Here is a 12,174-nt window from a genome sequence, read left to right as displayed (position 1 = left end):
TTTTGTCAAAAGCCCCCATAGGCATATTCAATAGCGCTGCCTTTAATAACGAAAGTGCCCACCCTGAATCTGCGCCAACAACTGGCCGGTCACTGGCACGTAGCAGTCCGACCCCGGCAGCCAGGCGTAGACCGGATCATTGCCCGCCTTGTCCGGGTCGAAGGCCTCCTCCTTGAGCCGTACCTTTTGGTACTTGAAGGTGCCCGTGGTTTCCATCTTCACCTTGATCCGCAGAAACAGCGGCACCGCATAGTGCGGCAACTGACCGTGGACAAATTGCAGCAACTCACGCATGTCCAGCGCGGCCAGGGATTCGCTCGGGGTGATGGCAACCATCCCGGCGCGACCATTGGTGTTTTCGATTTCCACCCCATAGGCCACTGCTTCGGCGATCTGCGGGTGCTGCAACAGGACGTTTTCCACTTCGGTGGTGGAGACGTTTTCGCCCTTCCAGCGGTAGGTATCCCCCAAGCGGTCGACAAATTGCGCGTGGCCGAAGCCAATACTGCGCACCAGATCGCCGGTGTTGAAATAGCGGTCGCCCTTCTCAAACACGTCAGTGAGGATCACCTTGCGGTTTTTTTCCGGGTCGGTGTAGCCGTCATAAGGGGATTTTTCATCGATCCTCGCCAACAACAGCCCCTGCCCGCCCTTCTTCACTTTATGCATGAAACCATCGCTGCCACGCAGCGGCTCACCGGTGTCGTGGCCGTAGTCCACCAGCGCCCAGTGCTGCAGGCAAAAGCCGACGGTGTTGTCAAAATTCAATACGTTGGTGAAGCCGATATTGCCGTCGCTGGCGGCATACAACTCGCACACATGCTCGACGCCATAACGCGCCTTGAACTGCGACCACACGCCAGGACGCAAGCCATTGCCGACCATCTTGGTCGCGCGGTGATCACGGTCGTTTTCGCTGGCTGGCTGATCGAGCAAGTACCGGCACAACTCGCCGACATAACCGAGGGTGGTCGCCTCGAATCTGCGGACATCGCCCCAGAACTGACTAGCACTGAATTTACGTCGAATGGCGAAGCCCGACGCCCCGACCACTGCCGAGCCCCAGCACACGCATAGGCCGGTGGCATGGTAGAGCGGCAAGGTGCAATAGAGGACGTCGTCCGGCCCCATGTCCAGGGCAATGCGGCCGAAGCTGATGGCGGTCTTGGTCCAGCGGCCATGTTTCATGATGCCGGCCTTGGGCAATCCCGTCGTGCCGGAAGTGTAGATATAGAAGCAGGGATCGTTAAAGAAGATCTGCGCTGCGCTGGCGAGGTTCTCCACCGAACATTCAGCGCTGGCGGCCATCAGGTCGCTGTACCCCTCGGGCACCGCCGCGCCCTGCTGCTCGGCGACGAACCAGCTGCGCTGCGCAGGGATCGCCACTTGATCGCGCACCGCCTCATAGGCGGCCACCAATTCCGCCCCCACCACAATCGCCGCCGGGCTCACCAGCGTCAGGCTGTGCACCAGCGCCCCGTGGGTTTGCGCGGTATTGAGCATGGCGCAGACACCGCCCAGCTTGGCCACGGCCAGCACGCTCAACAATAATTCGGGACGGTTTTCAATAAACATCGCCACCACATCGCCCTTGCCGATGCCTTTTTCTTGCAGGTGGCGGGCGATGCGATTGGCCTGCTGGTTGGCTTCGGTGTAACTGATCACACGGTCGCCATACAGCAAGGCGGTTCCCTGCGGGTTACGCAGGGTGGCTTGTTCGAAGTGCCAGCCCAGTCCGCAGGGCTGCACGGGGTCGGTGACATTGGCAGCACGCATCCCTCGCACCACGCGCGGCAGGGCACGCACAATCGCGGGCACCTTACGCAGCATCATGCGCCAGGTGATCATGTCATTTTGCGAGTGGCTCATGGAGGAACGTCCTTTTTCTTATTCTTCGAATGATCCTGTAACACCCGTGCGCCCATAGGCGAGAGACCGAGTGCCTTGCAGGAAAATACGTCAGCCCTTCTTCGGCTGTACACGCGGGATTTGAAAAGTTTTGTATCCCAAGGGGCGACCGCTGATAAAAGGAATTTCGCGGTGCTGGCGCAGTCATTTAAGAATGAGGCGCGCCCGCTCAACCCGGCTGAGCCACGCAAAATGCAGGATGCATGATGGCCATTCATGCAAATTGCACGAAATCGAAAATTTGTTATTTTTTTAAGTGATTGTTTTATAAAGATATTTTAGCTAACCGCTAGATGGCACAATCACTGCACCTATCACTCCATGCTTGCCAACTTGAGCCAACGGAGCTGATAGACATGAGCCTGATCCAAGATAAATTCGCTTCAGTATTCTCCAACTACGACGTCACCACCCAGCCTCGCCCAGACGGCGGTATCCTGCTGACGCTGCGCAACAGCGAAGGTAAACAGGTCAAGCGTTCGATCTCCTATCAGCAGTTGCACACTGCCGATCAGCTGACCTGGGTGATCAGCGCCATTCGCCGCGACCTGGCGGAACAAGCCAGCGAGCTGCCGCAGATTTCCATGCTGCAAAGCCAGAACCGCTTTGCCCTGCCGACTTATCATTCGGCTTAAACGCCAGGCAGTAAAAAGGGCCGTGACACCGTTGAGTGTCGCGGCCCTTTTTTTGCCTTCAGCAAAGTCCCTGACGCGCCGCTTCGTTCATCGCCTGCACACGGTTACTGACTTCCAGCTTGCCGTAGATATTGCGCAGGTGAAATTTCACCGTGGCTTCGGACGTGGTGCGAATCTGGCTGATCTCCCAGACGGTCTTGCCTTCCGAGGCCCAGCGCAGGATCTCTAACTCCGCCGGGGTCAGCGGTTTTCCCGCCAGGTTCAGACGTCGTCTGACCGCATTGGGCACCGTATACGGTGGTATCAATAATTCCGTTGGGGCGCTCATTCAATCCTCTCCTTATTTTCTGTCTCTGCCGCGTCACATTCGGATTCCTCCTATTGACAGGCGACATAAACGTTGATGCCGGAGAGAGTTACATAACGAGTGGTATTAAGGCGCAGGGCCCAGAATAAACAGCCGAGCCTTACAGAAGTTTAAGTTTCTTCCCACAGCAACTTCCAACCTATAGGGATTGTAGTTTCTGATAAATCTCGGTTAGTCGTCCAAGCCAGGGAAGTGCCGGGCGATAGTGTCGCCCGTCAATAGGGGCACCAGCCCTTGTGCGGTATTGAAACACCGCAAGGCAACACAATGCGGGTTCTCGCCCATATCGAACCAGTGCTTGATACCGGCCGGGATCACCAACAGGTCATTTTTCTCACAGCGCACGGCGTACACGTAGTCGCCAATGTGCAGGGAAAACAAACCCTGCCCCGCGATGAAAAAACGCACCTCATCTTCGCTGTAGCAGCGCTCGTCAAGAAACTGCGCACGCAGTTCAGCCTTCTGCGGGTGATCGCCGGTCACGCGTACCACCTCAATAGCCTCGTAGCCAAGGGCATCAATGTGCATCTGGTACGCCGCAATCATTTCAGCGTCACTGGCCCCCTGCCCTATCGGGCTCGGCTGCCAGCGTTCAAAGCGCACGCCGTGCTCCGCCAGGGTCGCGGCGATATCGTCAAAATGGGTCAGGACCTTGTTCGGCGTGTCCGGTGAAGCGGCGGAGTAAACAGCGACATAGCTCATTGAAGGGTTCCTTGGTTCTGCTCTTGCAATCGAAGACCGATGATAGCGGCGGCGGCCAGGGCCGCGACGCTGGCGATGCTGAAGGTCAGGGTCGGCCCCAACAGGTTCCAGCTGTAACCGGAATAAAGGGCACCCAGCGCACCGCCGGTACCCGCCAAGGCGGCGTACAACGCCTGGCCCTGGCCTTGTTGCTTATCGCCAAAACTGCGTTGCACGAAGGCAATCGCCGCGGCATGGAAACTGCCGAAAGTGGCGGCGTGCATCACCTGCGCCACTAACAGTACCCAGAAAAACTCGGCAAACGAGCCCAACAGCAACCAACGCAGCGCCGCCAACAGGAAACTGGCCAGCAGCACCCGGCGCACCGAAAAGCGCGAGAGGATGCGGCTCATCGCCAGGAACATCAGCACTTCCGCCACCACGCCCAGGGCCCACAGCAGGCCGATCACGCCACGGCTGTAGCCCAGGTGTTCGAGGTGCAGGGTCAGAAAGGTGTAATACGGGCCATGGCTCATTTGCATCAACGCCACACAGGCATAAAACGCCAGCACGCCAGGGCTGCGCAATTGTTTCAGGAAGCCATCGCCAGCCAGGCGATTGCCGTGGGTGGTGGGCTGCGCATTCGGCACCCACAGGCTGGCGCCAATGATGCCGGCCATGATCACCACGACGACGACCGGGTAGATGTCCAGGCTCAGCCAATCGAACAGGCGACCCATGATTACCACGGTGAGGATGAAACCGATGGAGCCCCACAGGCGGACCTGGCTGTAGCGGGAGGTCTGTTTTTGCAGGTGCGCGAGGGTGATCACTTCAAACTGCGGCAACACCGCATGCCAGAAGAACGCATGCAAAGCCATCACCAGGGCCAGCCAGGCGTAGGTGTGGCTGACGAAGATAAGCGAAAAACTTGCCAGGGTGCACACCGCGCCAAAGCGTACGATCGCCAGGCGCCGACCGGTGTAGTCGCCCAGCCAGCCCCACAGGTTGGGCGCCACGCAGCGCATCAGCATAGGGATGGCCACCAGCTCGCCGATGCGCGCGCTGGAGAACCCCAGGTGATCGAAGTACAGCGCCAGGAAAGGCGCGGTCGCCCCGAGGAGGGCGAAGTAGAAGAGGTAGAAGCTGGAGAGGCGCCAGTAGGGAAGTGGGGGCGTCATGTCGATTTTTGGGGCTGCTTCGCAGCCCAGCGCGAGCAAGCTCGCTCACTACAACGACAGCAAGCGCGCCTGCCATGACAGGCTGTCACAGCTGGCCCAGCACCGGCGTACTCACGCGCACATTGGCGTTTTGCCCACGGTTGCGCAGCAGGTGGTCCATCAGCACGATGGCCATCATTGCTTCGGCAATCGGCGTGGCACGGATGCCGACGCAAGGGTCATGGCGGCCCTTGGTGATCACGTCCACCGGGTTGCCGTGCACATCGATCGAACGGCCCGGCGTGGTGATGCTGGACGTCGCCTTGAGCGCGAGGTGCGCCACGATCGGCTGGCCGGAGGAAATACCGCCGAGGATGCCGCCTGCGTTGTTGCTGAGAAAACCTTCCGGGGTCAGCTCATCGCGGTGCTCGGTGCCGCGCTGGGACACGCAGGCAAAGCCGGCGCCGATCTCTACACCCTTGACCGCGTTGATGCTCATCAGCGCGTGAGCCAGTTCAGCGTCGAGGCGGTCGAAGATAGGCTCGCCCAGGCCGGGTTTAACGCCTTCGGCCACCACCGTGATTCGGGCACCGACGGAATCCTGGTCGCGGCGCAGCTGGTCCATATAGGCCTCCAGCTCCGGTACTTTGTCCGGGTCGGGGCTGAAGAAAGCATTGTCTTCGACGCTGTCCCAGGTTTTGAACGGGATTTCGATCGGGCCCAACTGGCTCATGTAGCCGCGAATAATGATGCCCTGGGTGACCAGGTATTTCTTGGCGATGGCACCCGCGGCCACACGCATGGCCGTTTCGCGGGCCGAGCTGCGGCCGCCGCCACGGTAGTCGCGTTCACCGTATTTATGGTGGTAGGTGTAGTCGGCGTGAGCCGGGCGGAACAGGTCCTTGATCGCTGAGTAGTCCTTGGACTTCTGGTCGGTGTTGCGAATCAGCAGGCCGATGGCGCAACCGGTGGTGCGGCCTTCGAACACGCCAGAGAGAATTTCGACTTCGTCGGGTTCCTGGCGTTGGGTGGTGTGGCGGCTGGTGCCGGGCTTGCGGCGGTCGAGGTCACGCTGCAAGTCCTCCAAGGACAGCTCGAGGCCGGGCGGGCAGCCGTCGACAATGGCGACCAACGCCGGGCCATGGCTTTCGCCCGCGGTGGTGACAGTGAACAGCTTGCCGAAGGTATTGCCGGACATGCAGGGCGCTCCGTGAAATCAGTTGAATCAAGTCAACCGTAATAACTTAAGGCGGCCAGTATACGCAGGCTAACCGACTAGTTCATCCTCGAAACCTTACCGGTAGACCTTGGTCCAACCGGCACCTTCCTCATGATGGCGCGATGATGCTTCGAGTTCTGCTTTTGACCCTCACTCTGTTTTCCAGCCTTGGCTTCGCCGCCTCCCCTGTCGTGCTGCAACGGCCCATCAGCCTGGACACCGGCAGTGGCGAGCTGTTTGGCTCGCTGTTGCTGCCCCAGTCCGACACCCCCGTGCCGGTGGTGCTGATCATCGCCGGTTCCGGCCCCACCGACCGCAATGGCAACAGCGCCGACGGCGCGCGCAACGACAGCCTCAAGCGCCTGGCCTGGGTACTGGCGCGGCATAACATCGCCAGCGTGCGCTACGACAAGCGCGGTGTGGCCGCGAGCCTGGCCGCCACGCCGGATGAACGCAACCTGACCCTGGACGCCTATGTGTCCGATGCAGTGGCCTGGGGCAAACTGCTCAAGGCCGACAAACGCATGGGCCCGCTGATTGTGCTGGGCCATAGCGAAGGCGCACTGGTGGCCGCCCTTGCCGCGCCGCAACTTGATCCGGCAGGCGTTATTTCATTGTCCGGCAGCGCTCGCCCGGTGGACCAGGTGATCCGCCAGCAACTGGCCGATCACTTGCCCCCGGCCCTGTTGCTGCGCAGTAATGAGATCCTCGATCACCTCAAGGCCGGCCAGGTGGATGCCGATGTGCCTGGCCCGCTGGAAGGTATTTTCCGACCCAGTGTGCAGCCCTACCTGATCAGCCTGTTTCGCGCCGATCCCTCGGCAGCCTTCGCCAAGCTGCGTATGCCCGCGCTGATCATCCAAGGCACCAACGACATCCAGGTGGGCGTCGGCGACGCCCAGCAGCTGAAAAAAGCCAAGCCCGACGCCCAGTTGACGGTGATCGAAGGCATGAACCACGTGATGCGCATCGTGCCCAACGACGTAAAGCAACAATTGGCCTCCTACAATGACCCGCAACTGCCTCTCGCCGCCGAGCTGGGCAGTCGCCTGGTGCGCTTTATCGACGGACTTCAGCCCCGTTAAACGACAAATTGCCTCCAGTCCTGACAAAAACGGCCGATAAGCCCAGGGTCGACAGTAAAAAGACTGTCGACTGGCTGGGTTTGGACAGGATCGCACGCATGACAACCACTGAAGCAACACCGGAACCGACTGCCGAGAGCCCGGCTGAAAAAACCGAGGCCGTCGACACGGCGCCCCTGCCGTGGGCGGAGGTTCAGGCCGAGCATTTCAAGATGCTGCGGTTGGCGCCCCTGGCCATCGACCGCGCCACCGGCGTGCGGCCGTTGCGGTTCGTGCAGTTCGGCTATGCCGAGCGTAATGACAAACACCACAGCCTGTTGCGCATGGTCATCCAACTGCCGGGCCAGCGGGTGCGCCGTGAGCAGAACCACTTGGACATTTGGGTCGATCACGACAAACACCGCGTGCACTTCGGCCCCGGCAACAGCCTGGAAATCGAACCGGCCAACCGAGGCATCGGGCGCTTCCTGGTCGCCCAAGGCGCCGCCTGGGCGAAGAAGAAGTGGTCACATTACCGCGTCGACGGTGTCGACCTGGCCAACAAAGACGCGTTGAACGAAGCCACCCGCCTGCGCCGCGATCATTTCTTGCGTGTCCAGGGTTTTGATGTGGCCTACGCCGATGTGCAGCACCTGAAGGGCAACGTGCAGCCCGGCAAGGTCAGCGATGTGCTGGATAGCTGGAACACCGAAAAAGTGCAGTTCGTGGAGATTCTCGAAGCGGCGCAGATGCTGCAACAGGCCGAGCAGAACCTGATGGAGCAGGAAGTGAAGCTGCGCAAGGAAGAGGAAAAGGTCACCAAGTTCAAGCGTGAAGACAGCGGGCTGCGCTTTACCATCACGTGCCTGGTGGCGTTTACGGTGTTTCAGGCCGGGCTGTTGATCTGGATTGCCACGCACCGGTAAGTCGGGGCGTACCTGACTGTACCGGTTCCAACGGTGGGAGGGGGCTTGCTCCCTCCCACATTGACCGGTTTAAACGCGGGCGGCGAAGACGGCCTGATGCTGGCGGCACTGCTCCGCCGTCAACATGAACACCCCGTGCCCACCGCGCTGGAAGTCCAGCCAGGCGAAGTCCACTTCCGGGTACAGCGCCTCGACATGCACCTGGCTGTTGCCCACTTCAACAATCAGCAAACCCTTCTCGGTCAAGTGGTCCGCCGCCTCGGCCAACATGCGCCGCACCAGGTTCAAGCCATCATCACCGCAGGCCAGGCCCAGTTCCGGTTCGTGCTGGTATTCATCCGGCATGTCGGCGAAGTCTTCGGCATCCACATACGGCGGGTTGGACACAATCAGGTCAAAGCGCTGGCCCGGCAGACCGTCGAAACCATCACCCTGCACGGTGTACACGCGCTCGTCGACGCCATGGCGCTCGATGTTCTGGTTGGCCACTTCCAGGGCTTCGAAGGACAAGTCCCCCAGCACCACTTCGGCGTCCTGGAACTCATAGGCGCAAGCGATGCCGATGCACCCGGAGCCTGTGCACAGGTCGAGGATGCGTGCCGGCGGTTGGGCCAGCCAGGGTTCGAAGCGGTTTTCGATCAGCTCGCCGATCGGCGAACGCGGGATCAGCACGCGCTCATCAACGATAAACGACATGCCACAGAACCAGGCCTCTTTCAGCAGGTAAGCGGTGGGCACGCGCTCGTGGATACGGCGATGCAGCAAACGCTGAACGTGGGAAATCTCTTCTTCTTCCAGGTTGCAATCCAGGTAGCTGTCGGCAATTTCCCACGGCAGGTGCAAGGCGCCGAGCACCAATTGCCGGGCTTCGTCCCAGGCATTGTCGGTACCATGCCCGAAAAACAGCTCTTCCCCATGGAAACGGCTGACAGCCCATCGGATGTGGTCGCGCAAGGTGCGCAGGCGGGAAGTGATCACGGGGGCAAACTCCTGGAAAAAACGACTGGCGATTCTAACAGTCTTCACCGGTACCGACGATGTACGAAACCCCTTCGCCATCCGTCGGAATTCATCCAAATTGCCATCATTGGGTTAAACACGCACACCTCTTGACATGGCTGCACGCCAACAACGGCGTACCTTACGATGGTAGCGATTCACAGAACCGCTCAGCCAGTGGACAATGTCACAAAAGCCCCCCTCACAGGAGCCCCAGAATGTCCGTTCCAAAGACGATGTTTCAACTCAGCGGTCGTGGTTACGCAGCAGCGAACCTCAGCCATGCGACCCTCGTGATCATCGACGCCCAGAAGGAATACCTCAGCGGTCCACTCGCCCTCTCGGGCATGGACGCAGCGGTTGGCAATATCAAGCAACTGGTCGCCGCAGCCCGCAACGCCGGGCGCCCGATCGTGCATGTGCGCCACCTGGGCACCGTTGGCGGCCTGTTTGACCCGCAGGGCGAGCGCGGCGAGTTCATCCCGGGGCTCGCGCCTGAAGGCGACGAAACCATCATCGGCAAGCTGCTGCCCAGCGCGTTCCATGGCACCGGGCTGGAAAAGCACCTGCAGGACCTCGGCTCGCTGGACCTGATCGTCTGCGGTTTCATGAGCCACTCCAGCGTCAGCACCACCGTGCGCGCCGCCAAGAACCTGGGCTTTCGCTGCACCCTGGTGGAAGACGCCTGCGCCACCCGTGACCTGCCTTACAAAGGCGGCATCCTGAGCGCCGAACATGTGCAACAGACCGAAATGGCCATCATGGCCGACAACTTCGCCACCTTGGCGCTGACCAAAGATCTGATCTGATCGTCCTTCTGATGAGCGGCGCGACCTGTTTATGTCTCCGCTCATCAGCAAATGCCTGTCATTTGCTGCAATTGCCTCGGGTACAGGAACAACCTGTGTATTGTCCGGTCGAAGGGCCGATACCCTGGAGGAAAGGTCGGAATGAAGATATCCGATGGTTTTGATGCTCGTCGCTTGCGCCCCAAGGGCCCGAGCAACTGGCGTCTGCGCCTGGTGGCCGGCATTGCCGCGCTGCTGGCGATTGTAGGTGTGCTGTTGGCCGGCGCTGGTGGCGCCGGTCTGTTCGGTCACTCGCCAGCCCTTGGCGAACTGAATGCCAGCCCAGGCGGCTCGGCAATCCTTGCAGTGATCGGACTATTGGTGCTGTGGTTGGGCGTGTGGTTGTGGCGCCGTAGCCGTCGGAAGATGCGTCAGCCGTTGTCGCTGAACATCGCTTCACACCTGATGAAAAAGCACGACTGATGGCGCTTGGATAGCGTTTCCTGCGCCCTGGCCGCCGCGATTTAGGTAAACTGCCCGCCCTTCGCGGAGGCTGACATGCAAGACGACGATTTTTCCCTGTTCAAAAATGAGCTGCGCGGCGTCAAGCCGATCAAACACGACCGCGCCGACACGGGCAAACCCAAGGCTGACCGTGCGCAGATCGCCAAGCTGCGCCAGGCCGCGACCGTACGCACCGATGCCACCACGGTGGACGGCCTGTCGGACCAGTTCGTGATCGACGTCGGCCCCGAAGACGAGCTGATGTGGGCCCGCGACGGCGTGCAGGAAAGCCAGATGCGCAAGCTCAAAGTCGGCCAGATCCCGTTCGAGGGCAGCCTCGACCTGCACGGCATGACCGTGGAGAAAGCACGGGAAACCCTGTGGGCCTTCCTCGCCGAAGCGACCAAGTTCGAAATCCGCTGCGTACGTGTTACCCACGGCAAGGCGGTGCGGCTGGACGGCAAACGCCCCATGATCAAGAGCCACGTCAACACCTGGTTGCGCCAGCACACGCAGGTGCTCGGCTTTACCTCGTGCCAGGCCCGCCACGGCGGCGCGGGTGCGGTGTATGTGATGCTCAAGCGCACCATGATGGAAGGGCGCGACGAGTAACAAGTGCCATCGTCAGGCTTGCAGCGATGTGTCCGCCACCGTAACCTTGCGCTTTGCGAAAATCCCACAGGTAGTTTCATGTCCCTGGAACAGAATTACACCGCGATCCTCGGCCAACTCGGCGAGGACGTTTCCCGCGAGGGCCTGCTCGACACGCCAAAACGTGCCGCCAAGGCCATGCAGTACCTCTGCCGCGGCTATGAGCAGACACTGGAAGAAGTCACCAACGGTGCCTTGTTCAGCTCCGACAACAGCGAAATGGTGTTGGTCAAGGACATCGAGTTGTACTCGCTGTGCGAACACCACCTGCTGCCGTTTATCGGCAAGGCTCATGTCGCCTATATCCCGAGCGGCAAAGTGTTGGGCCTGTCGAAGGTCGCGCGGATTGTCGACATGTATGCGCGCCGCCTGCAGATCCAGGAAAACCTCAGCCGCCAGATCGCCGACGCGGTGATGCAAGTGACGGGTGCCCTGGGCGTGGCCGTGGTGATTGAAGCCAAGCATATGTGCATGATGATGCGCGGCGTGGAAAAACAGAATTCGTCAATGATCACCTCGGTGATGCTGGGTGAGTTCCGCGAAAACGCGGCCACCCGTAGCGAATTCCTCAGCCTGATCAAGTAACAGGCTGCGTAGGAAAAGACCGGCGTTCATCGCCGGTTTTTTTTCGCCTGCAGAATTAAGGTAAGCTGCGGCCCCATCTGTCATGGGCAAGAGGTTTCAGCCATGTTCGTCAAAGCACTTCGAGTCGGCCTCGGCCACGTCATCATCGCGGGCGACTACCTGACCCGCCCGCGCAAAAAACAGCGTCCCGCCGAACAGCAGGCGCAGGTGAACGCAGCGGCCAAGGAATTGACCCTCTACCAGTTCCACGCCTGCCCGTTCTGCGTGAAGACCCGCCGCACCCTGCACCGCCTGAACGTACCGGTGGCCTTGAAGGATGCGAAGAATAATGAGCAAGACCGCCAGACCCTGCTGGAGCAAGGTGGCAAGATCAAGGTGCCATGCCTGCGCATTGAAGAAAACGGCCAGACCACCTGGATGTATGACTCCAAGGTGATCATTGATTACCTCGACAAACGTTTCGCGGCGGTCTGACAGACACTGGATAACCAATGTGGGAGGGGGCTTGCCCCCGATAGCAGAGTGTCAGTCACACATAAGTTGACTGATACACCGCCATCGGGGTGTAGAACCGTAGACATCGTTTACATCTGAAACCGGGGACATCGTTTACACATTTGAGGCTTGGACGCGGGTCATACCTCGTCCAAGCCTCCCCAAGGGATAATCACACAGGTACAAATCCCA

At 60.2% G+C, this 12,174-nt stretch carries 14 protein-coding genes; 8 read left to right on the top strand and 6 right to left on the bottom strand.

Annotation, left to right across the window (positions count from 1 at the left end; genetic code table 11):
• Window positions 1-42 precede the first annotated feature (42 nt).
• Window positions 43-1,869: a long-chain-acyl-CoA synthetase gene (locus K7431_RS24630; RefSeq protein WP_015885100.1), complete on the bottom strand. Its 1,827-nt coding sequence runs from the start codon at window positions 1,867-1,869 to the stop codon at window positions 43-45.
• Between the two features lie 395 nt (window positions 1,870-2,264).
• On the opposite strand from K7431_RS24630, the gene K7431_RS24625 reads away from it, so the two are divergent.
• Window positions 2,265-2,543 carry a DUF3509 domain-containing protein gene (locus tag K7431_RS24625; RefSeq protein ID WP_003172952.1) on the top strand — a complete coding sequence of 93 codons (279 nt, stop codon included), beginning with the start codon at window positions 2,265-2,267 and terminating at the stop codon, window positions 2,541-2,543.
• Window positions 2,544-2,601: 58 nt separating this feature from the next.
• Here the strand turns inward: K7431_RS24625 and K7431_RS24620 are convergent, their stop codons facing one another.
• The 4 genes from K7431_RS24620 to aroC form a co-directional block, all read right to left on the bottom strand.
• A complete protein-coding gene (locus K7431_RS24620) occupies window positions 2,602-2,871 on the bottom strand; it encodes a response regulator transcription factor (protein ID WP_015885101.1) in 270 nt (89 codons plus the stop codon).
• 210 nt (window positions 2,872-3,081) lie between these two features.
• Window positions 3,082-3,612: a 1,2-dihydroxy-3-keto-5-methylthiopentene dioxygenase gene (locus K7431_RS24615; RefSeq protein ID WP_015885102.1), complete on the bottom strand. Its 531-nt coding sequence runs from the start codon at window positions 3,610-3,612 to the stop codon at window positions 3,082-3,084.
• Window positions 3,609-4,772, bottom strand: coding sequence for an MFS transporter (locus tag K7431_RS24610; RefSeq protein ID WP_015885103.1), 1,164 nt, complete (start codon window positions 4,770-4,772; stop codon window positions 3,609-3,611). The genes K7431_RS24615 and K7431_RS24610 overlap by 4 nt, the downstream gene beginning before the upstream one ends.
• Before the next feature lie 85 nt (window positions 4,773-4,857).
• Entirely contained in the window at window positions 4,858-5,949 is a 1,092-nt protein-coding gene (aroC, locus tag K7431_RS24605; RefSeq protein ID WP_015885104.1) for a chorismate synthase, read from the bottom strand.
• A 143-nt stretch (window positions 5,950-6,092) separates the two neighbouring features.
• Between aroC and K7431_RS24600 the strand changes: the two genes are divergently transcribed.
• Together K7431_RS24600 and K7431_RS24595 are read left to right on the top strand one after the other, a co-directional pair.
• Window positions 6,093-7,055, top strand: coding sequence for an alpha/beta hydrolase (locus tag K7431_RS24600; RefSeq protein WP_015885105.1), 963 nt, complete (start codon window positions 6,093-6,095; stop codon window positions 7,053-7,055).
• Window positions 7,056-7,153: 98 nt separating this feature from the next.
• The gene (locus K7431_RS24595) at window positions 7,154-7,960 is read left to right on the top strand and encodes a hypothetical protein (RefSeq protein WP_015885106.1); all 807 of its coding nucleotides are present in this window, start codon (window positions 7,154-7,156) and stop codon (window positions 7,958-7,960) included.
• A gap of 69 nt (window positions 7,961-8,029) precedes the next feature.
• Here K7431_RS24595 and prmB read toward each other — a convergent pair whose 3' ends face one another.
• Window positions 8,030-8,938 (bottom strand): 50S ribosomal protein L3 N(5)-glutamine methyltransferase, encoded by a 909-nt coding sequence (prmB, locus tag K7431_RS24590; protein ID WP_015885107.1) that lies wholly within the window; start codon window positions 8,936-8,938, stop codon window positions 8,030-8,032.
• A gap of 239 nt (window positions 8,939-9,177) precedes the next feature.
• On the opposite strand from prmB, the gene K7431_RS24585 reads away from it, so the two are divergent.
• From K7431_RS24585 to K7431_RS24565, 5 genes are all read left to right on the top strand, one after another.
• On the top strand, window positions 9,178-9,768 hold the full coding sequence (locus K7431_RS24585; protein ID WP_015885108.1) for a cysteine hydrolase family protein: 591 nt from the start codon (window positions 9,178-9,180) through the stop codon (window positions 9,766-9,768).
• Between the two features lie 141 nt (window positions 9,769-9,909).
• A complete protein-coding gene (locus K7431_RS24580) occupies window positions 9,910-10,230 on the top strand; it encodes a hypothetical protein (protein ID WP_015885109.1) in 321 nt (106 codons plus the stop codon).
• A gap of 75 nt (window positions 10,231-10,305) precedes the next feature.
• A complete protein-coding gene (locus K7431_RS24575) occupies window positions 10,306-10,863 on the top strand; it encodes a Smr/MutS family protein (RefSeq protein ID WP_015885110.1) in 558 nt (185 codons plus the stop codon).
• 78 nt (window positions 10,864-10,941) lie between these two features.
• Window positions 10,942-11,487, top strand: coding sequence for a GTP cyclohydrolase I FolE (gene folE, locus K7431_RS24570; protein ID WP_003442011.1), 546 nt, complete (start codon window positions 10,942-10,944; stop codon window positions 11,485-11,487).
• 102 nt (window positions 11,488-11,589) lie between these two features.
• Window positions 11,590-11,961 carry a glutathione S-transferase N-terminal domain-containing protein gene (locus tag K7431_RS24565; RefSeq protein WP_015885111.1) on the top strand — a complete coding sequence of 124 codons (372 nt, stop codon included), beginning with the start codon at window positions 11,590-11,592 and terminating at the stop codon, window positions 11,959-11,961.
• The last annotated feature ends 213 nt before the right edge of the window (window positions 11,962-12,174 follow it).

This window comes from Pseudomonas fluorescens group sp., assembly GCF_020093335.1.
In the GTDB taxonomy this organism is placed as follows: domain Bacteria; phylum Pseudomonadota; class Gammaproteobacteria; order Pseudomonadales; family Pseudomonadaceae; genus Aquipseudomonas; species Aquipseudomonas petroselini.
The sequence above is the reverse complement of the archived record's forward strand: the minus strand, read 5'-3'. Positions and strand labels throughout refer to the sequence as shown.

Excerpts from the sequence above, each read along its gene's own strand:
- K7431_RS24565 (WP_015885111.1), top strand. The coding sequence starts at position 11,590 with ATGTTCGTCAAAGCACTTCGAGTCGGCCTCGGCCACGTCATCATCGCG.
- K7431_RS24595 (WP_015885106.1), top strand. The coding sequence starts at position 7,154 with ATGACAACCACTGAAGCAACACCGGAACCGACTGCCGAGAGCCCGGCT.
- K7431_RS24620 (WP_015885101.1), bottom strand. The coding sequence starts at position 2,871 with ATGAGCGCCCCAACGGAATTATTGATACCACCGTATACGGTGCCCAAT.
- K7431_RS24615 (WP_015885102.1), bottom strand. The coding sequence starts at position 3,612 with ATGAGCTATGTCGCTGTTTACTCCGCCGCTTCACCGGACACGCCGAAC.
- folE (WP_003442011.1), top strand. The coding sequence starts at position 10,942 with ATGTCCCTGGAACAGAATTACACCGCGATCCTCGGCCAACTCGGCGAG.
- K7431_RS24580 (WP_015885109.1), top strand. The coding sequence starts at position 9,910 with ATGAAGATATCCGATGGTTTTGATGCTCGTCGCTTGCGCCCCAAGGGC.
- K7431_RS24585 (WP_015885108.1), top strand. The coding sequence starts at position 9,178 with ATGTCCGTTCCAAAGACGATGTTTCAACTCAGCGGTCGTGGTTACGCA.
- K7431_RS24600 (WP_015885105.1), top strand. The coding sequence starts at position 6,093 with ATGATGCTTCGAGTTCTGCTTTTGACCCTCACTCTGTTTTCCAGCCTT.
- K7431_RS24625 (WP_003172952.1), top strand. The coding sequence starts at position 2,265 with ATGAGCCTGATCCAAGATAAATTCGCTTCAGTATTCTCCAACTACGAC.
- aroC (WP_015885104.1), bottom strand. The coding sequence starts at position 5,949 with ATGTCCGGCAATACCTTCGGCAAGCTGTTCACTGTCACCACCGCGGGC.
- K7431_RS24630 (WP_015885100.1), bottom strand. The coding sequence starts at position 1,869 with ATGAGCCACTCGCAAAATGACATGATCACCTGGCGCATGATGCTGCGT.
- K7431_RS24575 (WP_015885110.1), top strand. The coding sequence starts at position 10,306 with ATGCAAGACGACGATTTTTCCCTGTTCAAAAATGAGCTGCGCGGCGTC.
- K7431_RS24610 (WP_015885103.1), bottom strand. The coding sequence starts at position 4,772 with ATGACGCCCCCACTTCCCTACTGGCGCCTCTCCAGCTTCTACCTCTTC.